Genomic DNA, 23,865 nt, shown 5'->3' with positions numbered 1-23,865 from the left:
TGGGATCCGGTCTCGGGCCGGCGGTACAAAGGACACATGATCCGCGTCTATCTGCTCGACGACCACGAAGTCGTCCGGCGCGGCCTCGCCGACCTGCTGCAGGCGGGCGGCGACATCGAGGTGGTCGGCGAGTCCGGCTCGGCCGCCGAGGCCGCCCGCCGGATCCCCGCCCTGCGCCCGCATGTGGCGATCCTCGACGCCCGGCTGCCCGACGGCAACGGGATCGACGTGTGCCGCGACGTGCGCGCCGTCGATTCGACCATCAGGGGCCTCATCCTGACCTCGTACGATGATGACGAGGCACTGTTCGCCGCGATCATGGCCGGCGCCTCCGGCTATGTGCTGAAGCAGATCCGCGGCACGGATCTGGTGGATGCGGTGCGCCGCGTGGCTGAGGGCCAGTCGCTGCTCGACCCGGCGGTCACGCAACGGGTGCTCGAGCGCATCCGGCACGGGGTGGAGCAGCCGCGCGAGCTGGCCGCGCTGACCGAGCAGGAACGCCGGATCCTCGAATTCGTGGCCGAGGGGCTGACCAACCGGGAGATCGCCGGGCGGATGTTCCTGGCCGAGAAGACGGTGAAGAACTACGTGTCCAGCGTTCTGTCGAAGCTCGGCCTCGAACGGCGCACCCAGGCGGCCGTCCTGGCCACCCGCATCCTCGGTGAGCACTCCACCTCTGAGGGCCACTGACCGGTCACATCGGCAGGCACATCGTCACGGTCACGCCCGCACCTTCGGGCGAATCGATGGTGACCGTCCCGCCGTGGGCGGTCATCAGCTCCCGTACGACGGCCAGGCCGATACCGGTGCCACTGATCCGGCCCGCGTCCGGGCCACGCCACAGCCGCTCGAAGGCGTGCGGCAGGTCGCCGGGGGCGATCCCGGGACCGGTGTCGGCGACCCGCAGCACGGCGCAGCCGTCGACGACCCGGACGTCGACGTGGACCCGGTCACCGGGGCGGCAGTAACGAGCCGCGTTGGCGAGCAGGTTCGTCACGGCCTGATGCAGCCGATCGGGGTCGCCGCGCACCGGCGCGGGGGAGTCCAGGCCCGCGGTCACGACGAGACCGGCCGCGTCCAGCCGGGGCCGCTGGGCGGCCAGCGCGGCGGTGGCGATCGCGGCCAGGTCGGTGTCGGCGAGGCGCAGGGACAGCGCCGCGGATTCGGCCGCGGACAGGTCGGCCAGATCCTGCACGGTGCGGCCCAGCCGCAACGTCTGATCGTGCAGGGCGGCCAGGCGCTCCGGATCGGCCGGTTGCAGGCCGTCGCGCAACTCCTCGAGGCCGGCCTGCAATCCGGCGAGCGGGGTCCGCAGCTCGTGGGCGATGTCGGCGGCCAGGCGGCGCCGGACAGTGTCGGCCCGGACCACCTCGTCGGCCATGGTGTCGAGGGCGTGGGCGACCTCGCCGAGCTCGCCCGGCGCCCGCAGGCCGGTCCGTGCGGTGCGCTCGCCGGATGCGAAACGGCGAGCCGTCGCCGCCAGCGCGGTCAGCGGGCCGGCCAGGCGCCGCGAGACGTAGACGCTGACCATCAAGGCGGAGAGCAGAGCCGCCCCGGCCGCCCCGAGAACCCACGACCAGGCCACCGCCCGGCCGCTGGTGGAGCCGGCCGGGAAAGTCAGCCGGGCGCCGCCGACCCGCTGTCCGTCCACTGTGACCGCGGACTCGACGACTGGCCCGGCGCCGGTCGCGCCGTGCATGCCGCCCGCGCCGGTCCCCATGCCGTGCCCGGGCCACACCATGGCGCCGGAGCTGTCGGTGATGACCAGCCGGGCGTCGGCCCCGGCGGCGAGCGCCGACGCGGCCGACAAGTCGGCGCCGGGCCAGCCGCCGGAGCGGACGTACGCCGCACCAGCGGCGGCGGCGACCCGGGTGCTGACCCGATCCCGTTGCTGCTGGGCGGCCCCGGCCAGGCCCCGGTCGGTGGCCACCAGCGCGGCCGCGGTGAGGACGGCCACCGAGGAGAACGCGACGAGCAGGAAGGCGGCCAGCAGCCGGCGCCCGAGCGGTCCGGTCAGGGCCGGACGGTCAGCGGTCACGGGACCACCCCAGGCGGTAGCCGACGCCGAGCACGGTCTCCACGATCTCCGCGGACGCGGGTCCGAGCTTGTGCCGCAGGTTCTTCACGTGCGAATCGACGGTGCGCTCATATCCGGGGAACTCGTAGCCCCGGACCTGGTTGATGAGCTCGTAGCGCGAGTAGACCCGGCCCGGTGTGGCGGCCAGGGCGGTCAGCAGGCCCCATTCGGTCGGGGTCAGCTCCAGCCGGCTGTCGTCGAGCCGGGCCTCGTGCCGGGACTCGTCCAGCCGCAGCCGCCCGCCGCCGAAGGTCACGACCAGGGACGGGGTGCCACCTCCGCGCGTCCGGTGCAGCACGGCCTCGACACGCAAGGTGAGCTCGGTCGGCGAGAACGGTTTGGTCACGTAGTCGTCGGCTCCCCGGCGCAGCCCGTCGATCCGGTCGTCCACGCCGCTGCGGGCGGTCAGCACTACCACCGGGACCTCATGCTCCTTCCGGGCCTCGGCCAGCACCTCGAGACCGTCTATGTCGGGCAGGCCCAGGTCGAGCACGACCAGGTCGACCCCGCCCCCGGCGAGCCAGCCGAGGGCCTCGGCCCCGGAGCCGGTCGTCCGCACCCGGTGGCCGGCCCGCTCGAGATAGCGGCGGACCAGATCGCGCAGCTCACGATCGTCCTCGACGACCAGGACGGCACCCGGCACACCTGCGTGGTGCGCACCCCGGCCCACGACCGGGCGGTCAGGCGCCATCGGACCGGCGCCCGCTCGTCCAGCCGGACAGCAGCAGATGCACGACGCGCAGTGCCACCCCGGGGATGGTCGCCACGACGGCGCAGACCGCCAGCTCGGCCCCGGTCAGTGGCTCGGTGCCCAGCAGGGTCTGCAACGGCGGCAGGAGCACCCCGGCGACCTGGAGCAGTCCGGACGTCGCCACCGCGGCGAGCAACGACCAGTTCCGCCGTACGCCCGGGGCTGCTTTGGCCCTGACCGCGAGGGCCACACCCAGCTGGGCCAGACCCAGCGTGACAAACATGATCGACTGCCAGGGTCGGTCCCACCGGGCGGCGACGACCCCGGCGGCCAGCGTCACCGTGGCCAGGCAGAGCCCTCCGGCCAGGACGCTGGCCAGCAGGCCGTCGCCCAGCACGGACTCCTGCGGGGAGCGTGGCCGGCGGTGCAGCACACCAGCTTCGGCCGGCTCGGCGCCCAGGGCCACCCCGGGGATCCCGTGGGTGAGCAGGTTGATCCAGAGCAGCTGGCCCGGCAGCAGGGCGACGGGCATGCCGAGCAGCGGGCCGGTCAGCATCACCAGCAGCTCCGCGATCCCACCGGACAGCGCGTACCGCAGGAACCGGCGGATGTTGTCGTAGATGCGCCGGCCCTCGCCGATCGCCTCCGCCATCGTCTGCAGGTTGTCGTCGACCAGCACCAGTTCGGACGCCTGCCGGGCCACCTCGGTGCCACTGCCCATCGCGACGCCGATGTCGGCGCGGCGCAGCGCGGGCGCGTCGTTGACCCCGTCGCCGGTCATGGCGACCACCTCGCCGCGCTGCTGCAGGCCGGCGATGATGTCGAGCTTCTGATCGGGTTGCGTGCGCGCGTAGATCTGCGACTCCGGCAGGCCGAGCCGGCGTCCGATGGCGGCGGCGGTCGCCGGGTGGTCGCCGGTGATCAGCATCAGCCGTACGCCGGAGGATTGGATCGCCGTCGCCGTGTCGCGGGCCGTCGGCCGCAGAGGATCCCCGATGCCGACCAGGCCCGCGGTCCGCAGTTCCGGCGGGCAGGCCGGGTCCGGTCGCGTGCCCGTGACGGCGGCCGCGACCGCCAGAACCCGCAGCCCGTCGGCGGCCAGCGAGGCGGCCGCTTCGATCAGCGCCGGATCCGACTCCGCGTCCAGCACGGTCTCCGGAGCGCCCTTGGTGACGGTCAAGAAGCGCCCCGGGCCGATCTGGTGCACGGTTGTCATGCGGCGTGTGGCCTGGTCGAACGGACGTTCGTCGACGCGCGGGGCGGCCGTGCGTTCGGCGCCCGGGTCGAGGCCGCAGCGGGCGGCGAAGGCGAGCAGCGCGGCCTCCATCGGATCACCCGCCGCGGCCCAGTGGGGGTGGTCGCCGCCCGGCGGGATCAGATCGGCGTCGTTGCAGAGCAGCCCGTCCACAGCGAGCTGGCGCAGCGCTTCCGAGACATCGGGGGCGACCGTGCCGTCGGGGGCGTACCCGTCGCCGGTGACGATGTGACGAGTGCCGTCCGGGGTCACCGCCAGCTGCACCGACATCCGGTTCTGGGTCAGGGTGCCGGTCTTGTCGGAGGCGATGACGGTGACCGACCCCAGGGTCTCGACCGCGTGCAGCCGCCGCGGGATGGCGCGGGTCCGGGCCATCCGCCGCGCCCCCAGGGCCAGGGCCAGCGTCACCACGGCGGGCAGGCTTTCCGGGACGGCCGCGACGACCAGGCTGACCGCGGTGATGGCCATCCGGGCGATCGGCTGGCCGGCCAGGGCGCCCAGCGCGAAGACGACGGCGGAGACGACGACGGCGGTGACGCCGAGGGCCCGGCCGAGCCCGGCGATGCGCCGTTGCAGGGGAGTGAGGCCCGGCCTGGTGCGCGCGACCAGGGCGGTGATGCGGCCCAGCGCGCTGTCGGGGCCGGTACGCACCACGGTCCCGTCGGCGCGTCCACTGGTCAGCACCGTGCCCGAGGCGGCCTCGTCGCCGGCCACGCGGTGCACAGGCACGGATTCGCCGGTGAGCGCGGACTCGTCGAAGCTCGCCCGCTGGAGGTCGAACAGGATCAGGTCGGCCGGAACGACGTCGCCGGCCTCCAGCCGCACGAGATCCCCGCAGACGAGCTCCGCGGCCGGCACTATGCGGTCCTGCCCGTCCCGGACGACCCGGGCGGTGGGGGCCGCGAGGCGGTCCAGCGCCGCGATGGCCGCGTCCGCGCGTACCTCCTGGACGACGCCGATCACCGTGTTGACGACGACGACCAGCAGGATGACGGCGGTGTCCGGCAGGTCACCGAGCAGGCTGGTGACCACCGAGGCGGCCAGCAGCAGGGCGACCAGGGGATCGGCGAGCTGGTGCCCGATCCGCCCGGCCAGCCGGCGCGGCCGGGGCGCGGCGACGGTGTTCGGGCCGTCCTGAGCCAGCCGCCTCTGCGCCTCGGCGGTGGTCAGACCGTCCTGCATCCGCACTGCGGTGGTGCCCACGTTGACCCCTCCCGTCGATGTCCCCGTCCAGCATCGCGGCCGGTGTCCTCCCGTGATCAGGGCCGAAAGACCCGCGAGGTCGTGCCGTTGAGGTCGGCGCCCGGCTCACGGAAGCAGCACGGCGACGCCGTCGACCCGGTCGGCGGCCAGATCGGTCAGGGCATCGGCCGCGCGGGCCATCGCGCCGGCACACAGCAGCGGCGCCGGCTCGGCGTCGGAGTAACCCTCCGGCAGGGGGTACACGAAGTCGGCCCGTACGGTGGTGCGTCCGCGTAGCCCATGGCCGTCCGGCGCAGTGCCCGGTGGATGTCGGCTCCCGGCTCGACCACCTGCCAGCCGTACATGGCTCGCTCCTCTGCTCCGATCAGCTCGGCATGGTGCGGAACGCCACCCGGACCACGGTGGCCCTGGTGACGGATCCGTTGACGGCGGAGCGCTCGCAGGCGATGACCCAGCCGAGGTCGGTGCTGGGCCGGCGGAAGGTCACCGGCCCGCTGAACGGCCGCATCACGTCGCCGCCGCCGATGACCGTGCCCGTGCCGAGTTGCCGGACGGTGCCGCCGTTCGCCTGGAGCACCCGGACCGCGATGTGGCCCTCGAACGCCAGCGCCGAACCGGAGACCGTCGCCGGCGACGTGATGACCGCCAGGTCGCTGGGGGTGATGGCCGCGGCCGGCTGATCGACCCGGATGGTGGGCGTGGTCGCACCGAGAACGGTGAACGACGTCCGGCTCCGGCCCAGCGTCACGGTGGTGATCGGGCCGTCGGCCGGGTTCACTCCGCGGATGCGGGAGCGGAAGTCGGCGGTGGCGATGAAGTCGCTGCGCCAGCGGGTGGCCACGGACACCGGATCGGGCATGGCGACGACGTCCCGCAGGAAGTCGCGGGCCACGCGGCGTGCCTCGGACAGCGCGGGCAGGCCGGCCTCCGGCGGCTCGAGCTGCAGCCACTCGTAGAATGCGGCGACGTCACCGTCGAGGGAGTAGACGGTCGTGCGCACACTGCGGAACTGTTCGAGGGTGGCGTCCAGTTCGGCCAGCAGCGCCGTGCTGCCGCTGCTCGAGCTCGCGTTCGGGATGACCGTACGCAGGTCGCGGAAATCGGCCCGGCCGACGCCGTCACTGATGCGCAGCGAGCGCAGCATCCCGGCGGTGCGGCGGGAGAACGGCGACCAGTATCCGGCACGGCGCTCATCCCTGGTCGGCCCGGCCAGCAACTGCCGGAGCGAGGCCGTGCCGACCTTGGTCGTCTTCGGCACAGACCGGCGCACCGCGGCCACGCGGCTGGGGTCGGTGTTCCGGCCGCGGTGGAAGAACACGGTGACGGTCGTCGTCGCCGGTTTCGGGGTCGCGGTGGTGCCCGGTTCGGCCGGGGTTCCGGTATCGCTCGAGGCGGGTGGTGCTCCGGAGGGGACCGTCGCGTCGGTTCCGCCCCGGTCACGGGTCACCAGCCAGACTCCGCCCAGGGCCAGCAGGATCGCCAGGAACGCTGCGGCGACGACGGCGTAGCGGCGGTTGCTCGTCCGATACAGCATGGGACGCCTCCTCTCGGTCAGGAGGGTCAGACACCTTCCTCCGTACGACGCTAGGGCCGCGCGCGGCCGGGTGACAGCGACGTCCGGCCCGCGCGCACGGGCCGAACGCCACGGGAAAGGTCACCCGTAGTAGGCGTCGCGCATCAGACGCTGCAGGTCGTCCAGCATCGGCATCCGCGGGTTGGCCGGGGCGCACTGATCCTCGTACGCGTTGAGCGCCTGCTGGGGCAGGGCGGCCAGGAACTCGTCCTCGTCGACGCCCAGCTTGGCGAAGGACGCCTCGATACCCACGGCGTCGCGCAGCCGTTCCACGGCCTCGGCCAGGGAGGCCACGCCTTCGGCCGGGGTCGTGGCCGGCAGCCCGAGCATCTTCGCGATCTCGGCGAAGCGGTCCGGGGCGCGGTAGCACTCGTACTTGGGCCAGCTCGACAGTTTGGCCGGCACGGTGCCGTTGTACCGGATCACGTGTGGCAGCAGCACGGCGTTGGTCCGTCCGTGGGCGATGTGGAAGGTGGCCCCGAGGGTGTGCGACATCGCGTGCACGACGCCGAGAAACGCACTGCCGAAGGCCATGCCCGCGATCGTGCCCGCGTTGTGCATCCGCTCCCGGGCCTGCGGATCGCCGGCCAGGACCGACTGCTGGAGGTTGGCGAAGATCAGCCGGATGGCGTGCAGCGCCAGGCCGTCGGTGAAGTCGTTCGCGTAGACCGACACGTACGTCTCGATGGCGTGGGTCAGAGCGTCGAAGCCACTGTCGGCGGCGATGACGCGCGGCAGGCTGGCGGTCAGCTCCGGATCGACGATGGCCACCGTCGGCGTCAGCGCGTAGTCGGCGAGCGGATACTTCTTGCCGGTCCGGTGGTCGGTGATGACCGCGAACGGCGTCACCTCGGCGCCCGTGCCCGAGGTGGTGGGGACGCACACCAGCCGGGCCAGCTCGCCCAGAGGCGGGAACGCGAAGGCCCGCTTGCGGATGTCGAAGAACTTCTCCCGCATGTCCTCGAAGTCGATCTCGGGGTGCTCGTACTTCAGCCACATCACCTTGGCCGCGTCCATGGCCGATCCGCCGCCGAGCGCGATGATGGTGTCCGGCCGGAACGACCGCATCAGGGCGGCCCCGCGTTCGACCGTGGTGATCTCCGGCTCGGGTTCGACGTCGTCGATGATCTGCAGCGCGATCTGCTCCGGCCGGGTCTGCAGCACCCGGTTGACCCGGTCGACGAAGCCCAGCCTGGTCATGGTCTCGTCGGTCACCACGGTCACCCGTCGCACGCCCGGCATGTCGGCGAGATAGCGGATGGCGTGGGGCTCGAAGAAGATCTTCGACGGCACCTTGAACCACTGCAGATTGTTCGTACGCCGCCCGATCCGCTTGACGTTGATCAGGTTGACGGCCGAGACGTTGTCCGACACCGAGTTGCGCCCGTAGCTGCCGCATCCCAGGGTGAGCGACGGCAGGAACGCGTTGTACATGTCGCCGATGCCGCCCTGCGACGCCGGCGAGTTCCAGATGATCCGGACCGCCTTCATCCGGCGGCCGAACTCCTTGACCAGATCGGGGTCCTCGGTGTGGATGACGGCGCTGTGACCGAGCCCGTGGAACTCCACCATCCGGGCCGCGAGCTCCAGGCCTTCATCGTGTCCGTGGGCGCGCAGCACGGCCAGCACGGGTGCCAGCTTCTCGCGGGTCAGCGGCTCGGCCGGGCCGACCTCGGACACCTCGGCGAGGATCACCGAGGTGTCCGCGGGCACCTCGAAGCCGGCCCGCTCGGCGATCCAGGCCGCCGGCCGTCCGACGATGTCCGGGTTGAGGTGGCCCTCGGCGTCGAACACCAGCTGGTCGAGCTGGGTCTTCTCCGCGGGCGTCGTCCGATACGCATGGAGCCGGGCGAACTCGGCCAGCGCCACCTCGTAGATCGCGTCGTCGAGGATGACGGCCTGCTCGGAGGCGCAGATCATGCCGTTGTCGAACGACTTGGACAGCACGATGTCGTGGACCGCGCGCTGGATCTTCGCGCCGGCTTCCACGTACGCGGGGACGTTGCCCGCGCCGACGCCGAGCGCCGGCTTCCCGGCCGAGTAGGCCGCCCGCACCATGCTGTTGCCGCCGGTGGCCAGGATCGTGGCGATCCCGTCGTGGTGCATGAGCTCCGTGGTCGTCTCCACCGACGGCTGCTCGATCCACTGGATGCAGTGGCGCGGAGCCCCGGCCTTGACGGCGGCGTCACGAACCACGCGGGCCGCCTCGGCACTGCACCGCTGGGCGGCGGGGTGGAAGGCGAAGACGATCGGGTTGCGGGTCTTGAGGGCCAGCAGGGCCTTGAAGATCGTGGTCGAGGTGGGGTTGGTGACCGGCGTGATGCCGGCGACCACGCCCACCGGGTCGGCGATCTCGACGATGCCGCTGATCTCGTCCTCGCTGATGACGCCGACCGTGCGCAGCTTCGCCATGCCGTGCGTCACGTGCTCACAGGCGAAGATGTTCTTGACGGCCTTGTCCTCGAAGACGCCGCGGCCGGTCTCCTCGACGGCGAGGCCGGCCAGCCGGGCGTGCTGGTCGAGGGCCGCGACCGACGCCTTCTTGACGATGCGGTCGATGCGTTCCTGGTCGTAGGCGGCGTATTCGGCGAGCGCGTCCAGTCCGTTGGTGACCAGAAGGTCGACGGTGGAGGTCGGGGTCATCTCTGCTCCTCACATCGTGTTCGATCGCAGCGGCGACGGGCCGAGCGGACTGGCCGAAAGGCAGCCGGGCCCGGGACCTGAGTTACCGGCGACGGTAGGTGCGGCGCCCGGTCGGCAGCAGCACGTCGGTCAGCGGGCGCCGTGGTGTCCGGCCGACGGTCCGGCCGTACCCGATGCGCAGCAGCATCTGCACGGTCAGCCCGGACGCCGGATCGATGAGCAGCCGGCGCACCGACGGCACCTCGATCGGCTGGCTGATCGGCATCGTGGCCAGGCCGTGCCAGGTCGCGGTGAGCAGGACCCGTTGCAGGGCCTGCCCGGCGCGCACCCAGTCGCTGCGCTGGTCGGCGCCGGTGGCCAGGATCAGGATGGTCGGGTTCGGCTCGAAATGGTCGCTCGGAGCCGTCCACATGGCTTCCGATTCGCGGAAGTCCCGGATCGGCAGGGTCTCCCACGCGTCGGCCGGACCGGTCGCGCCCCTCGGCACACCGTCCGGACGGGGGCCGGGCGGGCTCCACCGGGTGCGTTCCTCGCGGTAGCCCGGCCGCTCCTGCACCTGCCGGTCGGCCTGGCGGGCCAGCCGCAACAGCGCGTCGCGGCCGGCCGGAGCTGTGCCGGCCAGCCGGGCACCCTCCCGTCCGGCCGCCTCGCGCAGGCGGTCGAGCACCGCGGCCGGAACCTCGGACCGGGCGAAGGGATAACGGTTGGTGTGGCGGTGCGGAACAGCTGCCGCCAATGCCTCGATCGCCGGAGTCACCGGGGACGGGCAGGTCGCGATCACCCGGGCCACGAGGTCCGGCCGGTCGGGGTCCGGAAAGAGCTCGAAGTCGGAGCGGTGACCGGCCCGCCGGATCGCCAGGCGCAGCGTGAACAGGGCCGCGCCGACGCTGATCAGCTGTTCGCGGCCGTCCGGGTCGAGCACGGGCAGACGGCGGGCCGGGTCGGCGTAGACCTCGAGCCGGGGACCGCGGATCCGGAACTGCCACGGCTGGCTGTTGTGCAGGGAAGGCGCCGCGGTGGCGGTTCGTACGCAGTCGGAAAGGACCTCGCGGGTGGGTGGGCTGATCACGGTGGTCATCGGTCCTCCTCGTCGGTCCTCCCCTTCAGCGTCGCGTCGCCGGTCCCGGCCCTCCAGGGTCCTTCGGCCCGACCTGCGGGACCAGCACCGTGGGACAGGTCGCCGGCGTGCCCAGGTGAGGATCGCGGGCGTTGCAGAGGAGTTCCGCGAAGCTGCCGCCGCGGCCGGTGCCGGCCACCATGAGGCGCCCGCGGCGCAGGGACTGCTCGATCGTGCGGGGCATCTCGCTCGCGCTGACGACCAGAGGCTCGACCGGCACGGCCGGGAACCGGGCGGCGGCGTCCCGCAGCGCTTCCCCCAGTGACTGCTCGGCATCGGCCCGACTGGTCGTCCACATGTGCACCACACTCAACGGGCAGCCCACCAGGGCGGCTCTCTCGAAGGCGAACGCCAGGGTCTCGTCACCGGTTCTCCGCAGCGACACCGCGACCACGACCGGGCCGGCGTCCCGGGCGGGTCCACGGCGGATCAAGAGCGGGCACGCACTGCGGTACGCCAGATAGGCCGTGGTCGAGCCCCAGGCCGAACGGGCGTCGGGCTGGTCCCGGTGTCCCACGATCAGCAGGCGTGCCCCGGCTGAGGCTTCTTCCAGCAGCGCGCCCGCACCGCCGTCGAGAAGCCGGTTCCGGACCCGGAGCCCGGGAACGGCCAGGCAGGCCCGCGCCGCCGCCAGGGAGAGCAGCCGCTGGGCATCCGCCGGTGACGGCATCGCACTGCGACCGCGGAAAGCGCCGGTGTATCGGCCGGGCCACACGTGCACCAGCGTCAGCGGAGCGTCGTAACGGGCGGCCTCGACCGCGGCGAAGTCGACCAGCGCGGTCGCCGTGTCCGAGCCGTTCACACCGGCCAGCACCGGTCGTTCGGCGACGGGCGGCGGGTCGGTCGGCATGACGGGAGGGTAGGAGCCCGATCCGCTCGACCGGTATGGCCGGTGGACACCCGCGAGCCGGGTCCTTGGTCCCGGATGCCGCCGCGTTCCCTGAGGACCCGGGGTCTTCCGGCCCGTCCGGACGGGACCTCGCACCCTGCCCCGGCCGCGACGGCCGCCCGACGATCGACGTGGATCGAAAGGAGAACGGACATGAGGAACCCGAGCGTCGTGGTCGGCACGGACGGAACAGCCTGCGGCACCGCCGCCGTCGAGTGGGCAGCTGGTGAAGCGCGACGGCGCCGGGCCCCGCTCCGCATCGTGCACGCCTACGAATGGGACTGGCACGAGGTCCGCTACGAGATCGGCAACGAATACATCGATGTGGCGCAGGCGATAGCGGAGGCCACCGTCTCCACCGCCCGCGACCGCGCCCGAGCCGTCGCACCCGGCATCGAGATCGAGACGGCCACGATCATCGGGCACGCCGCACCCGGTCTGATCCAGTTCGCCCGTGAGGCGGCTCTGCTGGTGGTCGGCAACCGCGGCCGCGGAGGGTTCGCCGGGCTGCTGCTCGGTTCGGTGAGCCAGCGGACCGCTCTGCACGCCGCCTGTCCCGTCGTGGTCGTGCGGGGCCGGGCCAACCCGAGCGGCCCCGTGGTGGCCGGCCTCGACGAATCGCCGGCGGCCGAGCGGGTGCTCGCGGCGGCCTTCGAGTGCGCCGCCGCCCGGGAGACCTCGTTGACCGTCGTCCGGGCCTACCTGCCGGTGATCCCGCTCTGGCTGGCCAATGTCCGACCGGCCGAGGTGGACACCCCGGCCGAGGACGCGACCCAGCGCACCGCGGTCGACGACTTGCTCGGGCCGTGGACCGAGAAATTCCCTCAGGTTCCCGTACGCGTCGTGGTCACCCATGACAGCGCCGCCGCCGCACTGGTCAGCGCCTCGGCCGAGGGGCAGCTGGTGGTCGTGGGAAGTCACGGGCACGGCGTCGTCAGCGGCGCGCTGCTCGGCTCGGCCGGCCAGCAGCTGCTGCATCACGCCGAGTGCCCTGTGCTGATCGTCCGGCCGCCCGCCACGCCGGCGTCCTGACCGGCGTCGTCGCGGAGGACCGGCCATGTCCGTTCGCATGATCGTTGTCGGCGTCGACGCGTCGCCGAGGGCCCGGGCCGCTGTGCGGTGGGCCCTCGACGAGGCCGCCCGGACCGGCGCGGCGGTCGACTTCGTTCATGCAGCCGACCGGCTGGCCCCCGCGACCGTGCCCGCTCCGGGCACCGGGCCGTCGGAGGCGACCGACCGGGCCGTCCAAGCCCTGATGGACGACGTGGCCGCCGGTGCGCGGACCACCCATCCCGATGTCCGCACGCGGACGTCGATCGTCCACGCCGGCGCGGCGCCGACCCTGATCGAGCGCTCCGCCGAGGCCGGTCTGATCGTGGTCGGCGGCCGTGGCACGAGCGGCATCGCCGGGCTGATCGGCTCGGTGAGTGTCGCGGTCACCGCCCACGCACACTGCCCGGTGGTGGTCGCGCGGGCCGGCACACGGACGGACGGTCCGGTGGTCGTCGGTGTGGACGACTCCGCGTCGTCGTATGCCGCGCTGGCTTTCGCGGTGGACCAGGCCGTCTCGCGGGGGACCAGCCTGCGTGTCGTCCGGGCCTGGCCGCCGGTCACCGGGCTGTGGGAGGACGCCGACCTGTTTCCGAGGGTCGTGCCGGACGACGAGCGTGTGGTCTTCGAGGAGCTGATCGCCGTGTGGCGGGGCAAGCATCCCGGCTTGACGATCATCTCCGAGGCCGTCGTGAGCCAGCCGGAGGCGGTTCTGTCCCAGGCCGGCCTGACCGCCCAGCTGCTGGTGGTGGGCACCCGTGGGCGAGGACCGGTCCGGGGGCTGCTGCTCGGCTCGGTGAGCCGGCACGTGCTGCGCCGGTCGGGCTGCCCGGTGGCGGTCGTGCACGAGGGCGACGTCGTCTGAGACGACCCGGCCGGTCGGGACCAACGGCACTGCCGTACGGATGCCCGGACTCGGAGGCTGACGCCATGGCCACCATCGCGGTTCATGAGCTGACCCGGGCCTACGGTCCCGTCCTGGCGGTCGACCGGGTGAGCTTCACGGTCGGCGACGGCGAGATCTTCGCCCTGCTCGGCCCGAACGGGGCCGGGAAGACCACCATCGTGGAGATCCTCGAGGGTTACCGGACGCGGGACTCGGGTGTCGTCGAGGTGCTGGGCTGCGACCCGGCGTCCGGCGGCTCCGCATACCGCGCGCGGATCGGCGTGGTGCTGCAGTCCGCCGGGTTCGAGGAGGAGTTCACCGTCCGCGAGCTGGTTCGTCTGCAGTGCGCTCTGTACCCGCGCCGGCATGACGCCGACGAGCTCATCGATCTCGTGGGGCTCGCCGACAAGCGCACGACGCGGGTCAAGGGGCTCTCCGGCGGGCAACGTCGCCGTCTCGACCTCGCGCTGGGCCTGGCTGGTGCGCCGGAACTGCTGTTCCTGGACGAACCGACCACCGGCTTCGACCCGGCCGCAAGGCGCCACGCCTGGGAACTGGTGGCGCGGCTGCGGGGCCTGGGTACAACCATTCTGCTGACGACGCACTACCTCGAGGAAGCGCAGCACCTCGCCGACCGGGTGGGAGTGCTGCGGTCGGGCCGGCTGCTGACTGTCGGCACGCCCGACGAGCTGCGGGCCGGTAGCCGTCTGCCCACCGTCATCAGCTTTTCGGTGCCGTCCGCTCGGGACCTGGCCGGGCTGCCGCCGCTGAGCGCGCCGCCGCAGATCGACGGGGATCACGTACGCCTCGTCTCGCACGATCCGTTGCCGGACACCCGCCGCCTCACCCAGTGGGCGTCGCGATGCGGCACCGACCTGCCGGATTTCGCGGTGTCGCCGCCGACGTTGGAGGACGCCTACCTCGCCCTGACCGAGGAGGCGGCCGATGTCCGTTGACCGCCAGGAACGTCTGCGACCCGCAGGTGCGCACCACGCGGTCGTGCTGCCCAGGCTGACCGGGCACGCGATCCACGCCTTCCTGCGGAACCCGCTCGCCGCCTTCTTCACCCTGGCGTTCCCGCTCGCCTTCCTCGTCATCGTGTCGACGATCATCGGGGATCAGACGACCGGGGACGGCGTTGCCGTCACCCAGTTCCTGGTCGCGCCGTTCGCCGTGTTCGGCGTGGCCCAGGCGTCGTTCACCCTGGTCGCCACGGATACCGCGGTCTTGCGGGAGCGTGGCGTCCTGCTGCGCCTGCGGGCGACGCCGGTGAGCCCGCGGACCGTGCTCGCGGCCCGGATCGGCGCCTCCGCCGTGGTCGCGGGCCTCGGCGTCGTGGTCCTGACGGCCGTCGGCGTCGCGGCCTACGACGTCGATCTGGTCGGGAACAAGGTGCCCGCCGCCCTGGTGACACTGCTGTTCGGCATCGCCTGCGGCACCGCCCTGGGACTTGCCCTGGCCGCGTCGATCAGAACCGTGACGGCCACCCAGGCGCTGGCCCAGGGGCTGCTGATCCCGCTGGCGTTCATCTCCGACGTCTTCATCGTGGGTGCGGACCTGCCGCGCCCGCTGGCCTGGCTCGGTTCCGCCCTGCCGCTCAAGCACCTGGCCCAGGCCATGGAGGCGACCTTCGAGCCGGGCCCCGGCGCCGGCTTCTCGCCCGGGCACCTCGCGATACTGGCGGCGTGGACGGTGGCCGGTGCGCTCATCGCGCGGAGGCGCTTCGGATGGGAACCCCGGGAGCGGGCAGCCACCCGGCCCGCTGCGGTGACGGTTACCCGACCCGTACGGGAAAGTCTCTCCCCGCCCCGGCCTGCCGGCCGTGCCTCATCGCTCGGCATGCTGCGCGGACAGATCTCGTACGCGCTGCTGGGCCTGCGCCGCGACCCGCTGTCGGTGTTCTTCGCGATCGTGTTTCCCGCGCTGCTGCTGGCGTTGTTCCCGAGCGTGTTCGGTGACGCCCGGGTGCACGGTCTGACGATGGCCCAGTACCTGTTCGCCGGTCTGGCCGCCTACACGGTCGCGGTCACCGCCTTCGTCGACATGACCGAGGGCGTGGTGGGGGCCCGCTCGGCCGGGGTGCTCAAGCGGCTGCTCGGCACGCCGCTGCCCTTCCGGTGGTACGTCGCCGGACGGGTGTGCGCCGCTCTCGTGGTGGGAGCGCTCGGTGTCGCTGTGCTCGCCGGCTTGGGTACGGGTTTCCTCGGCGTACGGTTCAGTCCCGGGCGGCTGCCGGCTCTGATCGTCGCCGTCCTCCTGGGCTCCCTGTGCTTCTCGGCTCTCGGGCTGGCCGTGGCCGCTCTCGTGCCGGGCGCACGCTCCCTGGTCGCGGTGACGCTCGGCACGCTGCTGCCGCTGTGCTTCCTCTCGGAGATCTTCGTCGTCGGTGACCGGCCCCTGCCCGGAACGATCACCACCGTCGCCGACGTGTTCCCGCTGTGGCATCTGTTGCAGGCACTGCTCGAGGCGACCCGGCCGGGCGCGGGCGGGGCCGGCTTCGCGTGGGCTCATCTCGCGGTGGTGACCGCGTGGGCGGCGCTCGGGCTGACGGTGGCGCGATGGCGCCGGGCCCGGCTGACGTGATCCGGAGGCGACCATGGAAGCGCTGGTTCTGCTGGCCGTCGCGCTGGTTCTGCGCGTGGTCGGCGCGGTCGTCACCGTCCTGGTCAGACGTCTGGCGCACCGCACGGCTCAGCCGCCGCGAGTTCCTGATCCCTGCCTGGCGTCCCTGTGGGGGCTGCCGCCGACAGCGTCGCCCGACCCCGAGCGGGCGCTGCTCGACCACCTGCTGTCCGGCCGATTGGACCGCGAGCAGTACCGGGCCGCGATGGCGGAGCTGGCCCGCCGCGACGAAAGCGCCCACCCACTGCGTGAGTAGGAGCTCATCGCGACTGCCTCCTGGGCGCTGTCGTTCGCCTGACCCGCCACCGGGGACGGCTCGCCGGCGATGGTGTGCTGGGTCGCCGTCGCGCTCTGGCGGTATGCCTGCGCGGGCAGTTCCTCACGCGGCCCGCGGTGACGGCAGGGACATCTCTCCGGTGCGGCGCAGCTTCTGCCACCGCAACCGCTTGCCGGACAGGGCGGTCAGTGCCGAATGCAGCAACACCAGATACATGAGCTGGCGGTAGAAGATCTGCTGCAACGGCAGCGACCACAGGGGGCGCAGCGGCTCGTGGTCCAGGCGGAAGGCGACCGCCGACGTCACGGCCTGGATGACCATCATCGACAGCCACCCGATCATCGCCGCCCAGCGGTCGAGGAAGACCAGCCCGTACACCGCCATGATGTCGAGCAGCGGCGCCAGCAGCGGCAGCAGCACGCTGAACAGTGTGACCAGCAGCAGCCCGCGCCGGCCGAACCGGCCCGACGGTCCCCGGTCGACCAAGGCCCGGCGGTGCTTCCAGAGCGCCTGCATGGTGCCGAAGCTCCACCGGTACCGCTGACGCCACAGCTGCCGCAGCCCGGTCGGGGCCTCGGTCCAGGCCCGCGCCGATTCCTCGAACACCACCCGCCAGCCGGCCCGGTGCACGGCGATGGTGAGGTCGGTGTCTTCGGCGAGCGTGTCGACCCGCAGGCCACCCGCGTCGGTGACGGCCCGGCGGCGGAAGGCTCCGAGCGCGCCGGGGATGGTGGGGATGCAGCCCAGCGTGTCGTACAGCCGGCGGTCGAGGTTGAAACCGACGACGTACTCGATGTGCTGCCAGACTCCCAGCAGGCCGCGCCGGTTGCCGACCTTGACGTTGCCCGACACCGCCCCGATCCGGGGGTCGGCGAGCGGCTGCACAAGGCGGTGCACGGCATCCGGCTCGACAACGGTGTCGGCGTCCACCATCACGATCAGGTCGTGGCGGGCGAAGGCCACGCCGGTGTTGAGGGCCCCGGCCTTGCCGCCGGACGGGGTGCGGATCACCCGCACGTTCGGCAGTCGCAGGCTGTCGACCACGGCTCCGGTGCCGTCCGTCGACGCGTCGTCCACGACGATCACCTCGACGCCCGGATGCTGCGACCCGGCCAGCGACCGGACGGCCGGCGCGATGGTCGTGGCCTCGTTGAACGCCGGAACGACGATGCTGACCGGGTCGGACACCGGAGGTCCCCAGCTCCACCCGGGTGAGCGTCGCCGGCGGGCGTGACGCAGAGCGGCGGCCACGACCAGGACGGTGCGACCGAGGAACAGCAGACCGGCGGCGAACAGCAGCAGCCAGAGGGCTTCGAGCGTGAAGTCGGCCGTGCGGACCATCCACACCAGGGCCCACCCACGCGACCGCTGGGTGAAGCCGGCCGGTGGGTTGGCCGACGGGATGCGCCCGGACAGCGCGGCGGAGACGGTGGTGAACCGGTAGCCGCGCGCCTGCAGACGAGGGATGAGCCGATCCAGCGAGGCCACGGTCTGCGAGCGGTCGCCGCCGGCGTCGTGCAGCAGAACGATCGCACCCGCGGTACCGACCGGCGTGGCGTTACGGACGATCGCCTCGACGCCGGGCCGTTGCCAGTCCTCGCCGTCGAGGTCGTTGAGGACCGTGCGGTAGCCCTGCCGTGAGGTCTCGCGCAACGTCGGCATGTCGCTGTTGTCGAGGGCGTCGACGGCCGACGAGTACGGCGGGCGGTACAGCGTGCTGCCCCGCCCGGTGGTGTAGGCGATGGCCCCCCGGGTTGCCGCGTGCTCGAGCCCGCGCAGCCAGGGGGACAGCGCCGAGACCCGGGGATGGGTGAAGGTGTGTACGCCGATGTCGTGGCCCTCGGCGACGATGCGCCGGGCGATGTCAGGGTGCCGGACGACCAGTGAGCCGAGCACGAAGAAGGTGCCCTGGGCCCGATGCCGGTGCAGCACGTCGAGTATCTGTGGAGTCCAGCGGGGGTCTGGTCCGTCGTCGAACGTCAGGGCGATGGTGCGGGGCGGCATCCGGTAGGTGTGCGGCTGAGCGCCGGAGACGTCGATGACCGGACCTCCGGTCGTGACGGCCGCCGGCACGGCATCGGCCGGCTGCCCTTCGCCGGGTTCGCTGTCGGGCGCGAAGTCATTGCGGAGGTAGGCCTCCACGAGCAACATGTTCGTGAGCAGGGCGAGCAGCGCGAGCGCCAGCAACGCGAGCAGGTGCGGCCCGCGCCGGCCCGGCCGCCCGACAGAGCCCGTGGCCGGTTGCGTTCTGGCGGGTCGCCTGCCCTCATAGACGCTCATCGCAGGGCACCGGTGAGCTGGCTGATCCAGAAGGCGATCAGCACGGTCAGCAGTAGCGCGCCGACCGCGTAGGTGACCCTCCGCAGGCGGCGGTGCCGAATGCCGGACGTGTCCGCGAAAACCGGCTTCGGCAGTTCCTCGAAATGCGCAATCTCGGTGTGGGCCTGCTCGATCGGCGGCACGCGGCCGACGACCGGACCGAGGTGTACCCGTCCCGTGACGCGTCCCACCGCGCGCGGTGGCCTGTTCTCCGAACGTCGTCTTTGCCGCATGATTCGACGCTATGCGGCGTCCGGGTGGCCACACATGTATCGGAAGTCCCGAATGGTTGTGGCAAAGGATGTCAATGACGGCGCTGTCGTGCGGCCGGCCGGCCCGTACCGGGTGTGTCCTACGGCCCTGATGTGTCGCTGCGGCCGGTGGCACCGTGAGGTGCGAACCGCCCGTCCGGGGCGGGCACCCCGGACGGGCGGGAGAGGCGGTGGATGACAATGCCGAGGCTAGTCCGACTGACCGAGCTTGATCAGAGGACGCTCCTCGGTGGAGCCGGCCGGTTCCTCCTTCAGGATGCCGAGATCCGGCTCTTCGACCTTGACGATCGGACCTTCGATGGAGCCGAGCATGTCGTAGTTCACCGCGCTGCTGATCTTGGCGTCGAGGAACACGGTCACCACGATCTTGTAGACACCCGACTCGGCCTGGCCGTTCGAGTAGGCCGAGTGCAGCTGGAAGGCCGGGACGGTGATCGTCGCCTCGTACGGCTCGTCCAGCGTGAACTTCGGTCCACCAACCGGCACCTCGGTCTTGGCCAGCACTTTCTCGGCCCCGGGCCCCTGCGACTCGACGAAGGCGGTGACCATCCACCTCTTCGTCTCCTTCGACAGCGCGGTCAGCCACAGCGGCACCAAGTTGCCGAACACGTGCCACTTGACCGTGATGTCGAACGGCTTCGTCCGGTCGATGACAAGGTTGCCCTTGCCCAGCTGATCCCTATCGTATGTACGGTGCGTTTCGGCAAGCATGACGGTCATTGCGTGACGTTCCGAAAGTGTCTTTTCAGGGTGTTAGGGCGACGGTGAACCGGCGACCCGGAGCCGCAAGACGGCACCAGCCGACTCGGTCTCCTCGATCCAGGCCGGCGCGCCGGTCAGAGCGTCCCGCAGGCGGGGATTCGGCGATGTTCGAGCGCTCGCAGCCTGCGCCGGGTGAGGTCGGTTCCCGGCCGCTGCGGCGTGGTTTGCAGCCTCGCCCACGGCCCGCACCGGCCAGCACCGGGCCGCCGCGTGCTGGGCGTGACGAAAGGTCGCCGACGGCCCGTTCCGGATAGCGCAGGTGATTACAGGAGGTCCTTCTTGAGCACCTTGCCGGTGCCGGTCAGGGGGAGCGTGTCGCGGAACTCGACCAGTCGGGGGTACTTGTAGGCGGCGACCCGCTCGCGGCAGTACTCCACGAGCTCCGCCACCGTGAGGGTGTGGCCCGGCCGGGGCACGACGATGGCCTTCACCTCCTGGCCCAGCCGCTCGTCGGGCACTCCGATGACGGCGGCCTCCCGCACACCCGGGTGGTGGTAGAGCACCTCTTCCACCTCGCGGGGGTAGACGTTGTAGCCGCCCCGGATGATCAGCTCCTTCTTGCGGTCGACGAGGAACAGGAAACCGTCGGAGTCGGCGTAACCGAGGTCGCCGGTGTGGAACCAGCCGCTCGCGAAGGCCTCGGCGGTTGCTTCCGGGTGCCCGTGGTAGCCGCGCATCGTCTGGTAGCCGCGGGTGACCAGTTCCCCCACGTGGGAGCGGCCGGGCGGCATCCGCCGGCCGTCCTCGTCCCAGATCTGTACCTCCACGCCCCAGACCGGCTTGCCCACGCTGTAGGCGCGACGGTCGTCCGGGGAGGGGTTGAACGTGATCGTGGAGGCGGTCTCGGTCATGCCGTAGCCCTCGAGGATCGGCACCCCGAACCGTTTCTCGAAGGCGTCGAACACCTGGGCCGGGATGGCGTCCCCGCCCGAGACGCACACCCGTAGCGACGAGGTGTCGCAGGGGTGGTCCTCGGCGTAGGCCAGGAGAGCACCGAACATGGTGGGCACGCCGTCGAAGATGGTCGCCCGGTCGCGCTCGATCGCCGTCAGCACCTTCTCGGGGGTGAAGCGGGGCACCAGCGACAGCGCGCAGCCGAAGCGGATGCCGAGGTTCATCGCGCTCGACATGCCGTACACGTGGAACAGCGGCAGGACGGTGAGCACGACATCCTCCGCCTTGATCTCGAACAGGCGGCCGGGGATGTCGGCGTTCATGTACATCTGGAAGTGGGTGAGCTCGGCGCCCTTGGGCAGCCCGGTGGTGCCCGAGGTGTAGACGATCGCGGCGACGTCGCCGGGGGCGCGCTCGGCGAGCGGAACGGGGTCGGACACGGGTGTGGTGAGTTCGTGGAAGGGGCGTCCGGGGCTGTCCGCGACGGCGTTGATGACGAACACGTCGGGCACGTCGGCCTTGGCCGCGGCCCGGGCCGCCTCGTCGGCCACACCCACCCACGTGATGAGCGTCCGGGCCTCCGAGTCGCGCAGCTGATGGGCCACCTCGGGCGCGCGCAACAGGACGTTGAGCGGCACCACCACCGCGCCGGTCTTGAGGATGCCGTAGTAGGCCACCGGGAAGTCGGGAATGTTGGGTGCCTGCAGCGCCACCGGGTCTCCCGGTCCGACACCGCGCGCGAGCAACGCCGCCGCGACGGCGTCCGAGCGGGCGTCGAGTTCGGCGTACGTCATCATGCCGCCGTCGTGCAGCAGGGCTGGTGCCTGGGGCCGGCGCGTCGCCGATTCGCGCAGTATCGCGGCAAGGTTCAGCATGGCCGTTCACCTCTTCCGATAACGGTGCTTCAGGTGGGTCCGGCGACCCGGGTGGTCGCCGCGACGCGCTTGCGGGGCCGGGCCGCCGGTGCGGGCGCCAACTTCCGGATCTCGTCCACGATCGCGCAGGCGACCTCGCCGGCCTCCGGCACCGAGGCGAAGTCGGTGGTCACGCCGAACGCGGCCTGACCGGCGAACGTCATGACGGCGACGCCGATGCGCAGGCGCTCGGCGATCGGCACGTACGGCAGGATTTCGCGGATCGGCCGGCCCAGGATGTAGAGCGGCGCCGGCGGACCGGGAACGTTGGTGGTGACCGTGGCCAGTCCCCGCTGCGAGAGCCGGAGCGCACCGCGGACGAGCAGCGAGACCGCCGCGAACGGCTCCCGGTCGGCCAGGGCGACCAGCGCCACGCCGGCCTCGACCTCGTGCCGGGCCCGCAACTCGCCGATCCGCTCGTGCACGGCCGCCAGCCGGCCGGGGCCGTCCTCCACCTCGACCGGCAGCTCGACCAGCAGCGACGCCACCCGGTTGTCGAAGACGTGCTGAGCCGTCTCAGCGCGCACGTTCACCGGCACGAGAGTCCGGACCGCGCCCGCGTGCGGCTCCTCGCCCCGCCGGAGCATCAGCCGGCGCAGCGCCCCGGCCACGGCGGCCAGGTAGACATCGTTGATCGTCACGGAGTGGAACCCGGCCGCCGCCCCGATCTCGTCCAGCGGCATCCGCGCCACGGCATAGCGCCGGGCCCGGCCCAGCGGCCCGGCCAGCGAGGTCTCCGGCGCCGGGACGAACGACCCGGCCAGAGCGGCGGCGCCGCGGGTCAGGGCACCGATCCGCCGGGCCGCGCGGACCGGCTCGCGCAGGGCGCCGGCGAACCAGCGGGCCTGATCGAACGGGACGCGGGCGAGCTGGCCGAGCGCGTCCAGGGTGAGGTCGACGTCGTCGACGGGCACTCCAGGTTGCCACCGGTCAGGCACCGCCCGGCGTGGCTTGGGGGTGCTGTCGCAGATCAGGCGGTACAGCTCGTTGCCGGTGACGCCGTCGAGCATGCAGTGATGCACCTTGGACACGAGCGCCCACCGCCCCTCCGGCAGGCCCTCGACGAGCCAGTCCTCCCACAGCGGCCGGTCACGGTCGAGCCGCTGCGACATGATGCGGCCGATCAGCCGTTCCAGCGCGAGGTCGCCGCCGGGCTCGGCCAGCGCCGTGCGCCGCAAGTGGAAGTCCAGGTCGAAGTCGGGATCGTCGATCCACACCGGCCGCCCCAGATTGAAGGGGATCCGGCGTACCTTCTGCCGGTATCGCGGCACGAGCGGCAGCCGCCCGCGGATGGCCGCCGCGAACTCGGCCGGGCCGGGGGCGGGGCCGTCGAGGACGGCGACCGAGGCGATGGCCAGCGAGGCGTGCGGGTCCTCGTCCTCGGCGTCCAGGAACGACGTGTCCAGCGGGCTCAGATAGTCCACCTTGGCCTCCTTCTGACGGGGACGTGTCCCTTTACCGTCGCCACGGCGCCGTCCTGGTCGCCAGGGTCGAACGGCCCGTGCGGCGCACACCCGGGCCGGATCACGCTCGGGGCATGACGATGGGACGAGCCCGGCACGGGGCGGTGGAGATCGCGTACGAGGTGGAGGGCCCGGAGGACGGGCGCCCGCTCCTGCTGATCATGGGGCTGGGGTTGCAGCGGTTGTTCTGGCCGAGTCGGTTCCGGGACTTGCTGACCGGGCGCGGGTTCCGTGTGGCCACCTTCGACAACCGCGATGTCGGGCAGTCCACCCACCTGACCGGTCTGGGACTGGCATCCCCGCTGGCCTGGCTGTCGCGGCGTCCCGGTTACGGACTGCCGGACATGGCCGAGGACGCGCTTGCCGTTCTGGACGACCTGGGCTGGCCGAGCGCTCACGTGGCGGGGGTCTCGCTCGGCGGCATGATCGCGCAGCTCGTGGCCGGCACCCACCCGCAGCGGGTGCGTTCTCTGACATCGCTGTCGTCCACCCCGTCGCCGCGCATCGGCCGCCCGCACCCGCGGGTGCTGGCCACCCTGCTGGCCGGTTCGGCCGGGAACCGGGACCAGGCCGCAGATCAACTGGTGCGGATCTTCCGGGTGATCGGATCGCCCGGTTATCCGCTCGAGGAGGAATTCATCCGGGACGCGGCAGCCCGCAGCTTCGACCGGGCCCACGATCCGGCCGGCGTGAAGCGGCAGTTGACCGCGGTTGCTCTCGCCACGGACCGCCGTGCGGTGCTCCGGCGGTTGCGGCTGCCGGCCCTGGTGATCCACGGCGACGCCGACCCGCTGGTGCGGCTCTCGGGTGGACGGGCCACCGCCCGGGCGATCCTCGGGTCCAAACTGGTGGTATATCCGGGTATGGGGCACGATCTGCCGCACGACCTGCAACCGGCCATCGCCGGTGAGATCGACCGTCTGGCGGGAGAGTGGTCGCCGGGCCGGTGATCGTGGCA

The 23,865-nt window shown here is 72.3% G+C and carries 20 protein-coding genes; 7 read left to right on the top strand and 13 right to left on the bottom strand.

All coding sequences use genetic code 11. From position 1 onward, the window contains the following. Positions 1–36: 36 nt before the first annotated feature. Entirely contained in the window at positions 37–690 is a 654-nt protein-coding gene (locus tag JIG36_RS12460; RefSeq protein WP_203376267.1) for a response regulator, read from the top strand. Between the two features lie 4 nt (positions 691–694). Here the strand turns inward: JIG36_RS12460 and JIG36_RS12455 are convergent, their stop codons facing one another. From JIG36_RS12455 to JIG36_RS12420, 8 genes are all read right to left on the bottom strand, one after another. Continuing rightward, complete coding sequence (locus tag JIG36_RS12455; protein ID WP_203376266.1) at positions 695–2,038, bottom strand: HAMP domain-containing sensor histidine kinase; 1,344 nt, start codon at positions 2,036–2,038, stop codon at positions 695–697. Beyond that, a complete protein-coding gene (locus JIG36_RS12450) occupies positions 2,028–2,768 on the bottom strand; it encodes a response regulator transcription factor (protein WP_203376265.1) in 741 nt (246 codons plus the stop codon). The genes JIG36_RS12455 and JIG36_RS12450 overlap by 11 nt, the downstream gene beginning before the upstream one ends. Further along, positions 2,758–5,205, bottom strand: a complete 2,448-nt coding sequence (locus JIG36_RS12445; protein WP_203376685.1) for a cation-translocating P-type ATPase — start codon at positions 5,203–5,205, stop codon at positions 2,758–2,760. Before JIG36_RS12445 ends, JIG36_RS12450 begins: the two co-directional genes overlap by 11 nt. 126 nt (positions 5,206–5,331) lie before the next feature. Beyond that, on the bottom strand, positions 5,332–5,469 hold the full coding sequence (locus tag JIG36_RS12440) for a hypothetical protein (protein ID WP_203376264.1): 138 nt from the start codon (positions 5,467–5,469) through the stop codon (positions 5,332–5,334). A gap of 121 nt (positions 5,470–5,590) precedes the next feature. After that, positions 5,591–6,760, bottom strand: coding sequence for a Gmad2 immunoglobulin-like domain-containing protein (locus JIG36_RS12435; RefSeq protein ID WP_203376263.1), 1,170 nt, complete (start codon positions 6,758–6,760; stop codon positions 5,591–5,593). Positions 6,761–6,880: 120 nt separating this feature from the next. Continuing rightward, complete coding sequence (gene adhE / locus JIG36_RS12430) at positions 6,881–9,442, bottom strand: bifunctional acetaldehyde-CoA/alcohol dehydrogenase (RefSeq protein WP_203376262.1); 2,562 nt, start codon at positions 9,440–9,442, stop codon at positions 6,881–6,883. Between the two features lie 82 nt (positions 9,443–9,524). Continuing rightward, positions 9,525–10,520: an Acg family FMN-binding oxidoreductase gene (locus tag JIG36_RS12425; RefSeq protein ID WP_203376261.1), complete on the bottom strand. Its 996-nt coding sequence runs from the start codon at positions 10,518–10,520 to the stop codon at positions 9,525–9,527. Positions 10,521–10,545: 25 nt separating this feature from the next. After that, positions 10,546–11,409, bottom strand: a complete 864-nt coding sequence (locus JIG36_RS12420; protein ID WP_203376260.1) for a universal stress protein — start codon at positions 11,407–11,409, stop codon at positions 10,546–10,548. Between the two features lie 192 nt (positions 11,410–11,601). Here JIG36_RS12420 and JIG36_RS12415 point away from each other — a divergent pair, with 192 nt between their 5' ends. The 5 genes from JIG36_RS12415 to JIG36_RS12395 all read left to right on the top strand — a co-directional run bounded on the left by JIG36_RS12415 (position 11,602) and on the right by JIG36_RS12395 (position 16,262). Then, positions 11,602–12,480: a universal stress protein gene (locus JIG36_RS12415; protein ID WP_203376259.1), complete on the top strand. Its 879-nt coding sequence runs from the start codon at positions 11,602–11,604 to the stop codon at positions 12,478–12,480. A gap of 25 nt (positions 12,481–12,505) precedes the next feature. Continuing rightward, a complete protein-coding gene (locus tag JIG36_RS12410) occupies positions 12,506–13,363 on the top strand; it encodes a universal stress protein (protein ID WP_203376258.1) in 858 nt (285 codons plus the stop codon). 65 nt (positions 13,364–13,428) lie between these two features. After that, complete coding sequence (locus JIG36_RS12405) at positions 13,429–14,340, top strand: ABC transporter ATP-binding protein (RefSeq protein ID WP_203376257.1); 912 nt, start codon at positions 13,429–13,431, stop codon at positions 14,338–14,340. Next, a complete protein-coding gene (locus JIG36_RS12400; RefSeq protein WP_203376256.1) occupies positions 14,330–15,967 on the top strand; it encodes an ABC transporter permease in 1,638 nt (545 codons plus the stop codon). The genes JIG36_RS12405 and JIG36_RS12400 overlap by 11 nt, the downstream gene beginning before the upstream one ends. Before the next feature lie 13 nt (positions 15,968–15,980). Further along, complete coding sequence (locus tag JIG36_RS12395) at positions 15,981–16,262, top strand: hypothetical protein (protein WP_203376255.1); 282 nt, start codon at positions 15,981–15,983, stop codon at positions 16,260–16,262. Between the two features lie 123 nt (positions 16,263–16,385). Here JIG36_RS12395 and JIG36_RS12390 read toward each other — a convergent pair whose 3' ends face one another. The 5 genes from JIG36_RS12390 to JIG36_RS12370 form a co-directional block, all read right to left on the bottom strand. After that, positions 16,386–18,563 (bottom strand): bifunctional polysaccharide deacetylase/glycosyltransferase family 2 protein, encoded by a 2,178-nt coding sequence (locus JIG36_RS12390; RefSeq protein WP_203376254.1) that lies wholly within the window; start codon positions 18,561–18,563, stop codon positions 16,386–16,388. Next, entirely contained in the window at positions 18,560–18,745 is a 186-nt protein-coding gene (locus JIG36_RS12385; protein ID WP_203376253.1) for a hypothetical protein, read from the bottom strand. The genes JIG36_RS12390 and JIG36_RS12385 overlap by 4 nt, the downstream gene beginning before the upstream one ends. A gap of 318 nt (positions 18,746–19,063) precedes the next feature. Next, positions 19,064–19,594: a hypothetical protein gene (locus tag JIG36_RS12380; protein ID WP_203376252.1), complete on the bottom strand. Its 531-nt coding sequence runs from the start codon at positions 19,592–19,594 to the stop codon at positions 19,064–19,066. A gap of 305 nt (positions 19,595–19,899) precedes the next feature. Then, entirely contained in the window at positions 19,900–21,405 is a 1,506-nt protein-coding gene (locus JIG36_RS12375) for a long-chain-fatty-acid--CoA ligase (RefSeq protein ID WP_203376251.1), read from the bottom strand. 29 nt (positions 21,406–21,434) lie between these two features. Beyond that, entirely contained in the window at positions 21,435–22,868 is a 1,434-nt protein-coding gene (locus JIG36_RS12370) for a wax ester/triacylglycerol synthase family O-acyltransferase (RefSeq protein ID WP_203376250.1), read from the bottom strand. 113 nt (positions 22,869–22,981) lie between these two features. Between JIG36_RS12370 and JIG36_RS12365 the strand changes: the two genes are divergently transcribed. After that, entirely contained in the window at positions 22,982–23,857 is an 876-nt protein-coding gene (locus JIG36_RS12365) for an alpha/beta fold hydrolase (RefSeq protein ID WP_236046667.1), read from the top strand. Positions 23,858–23,865: the final 8 nt, after the last annotated feature.

Source organism: Paractinoplanes ovalisporus (assembly GCF_016834655.1).
Taxonomy (GTDB): domain Bacteria; phylum Actinomycetota; class Actinomycetes; order Mycobacteriales; family Micromonosporaceae; genus Actinoplanes; species Actinoplanes ovalisporus.
This window is presented reverse-complemented; position numbering and strand designations above follow the sequence as displayed.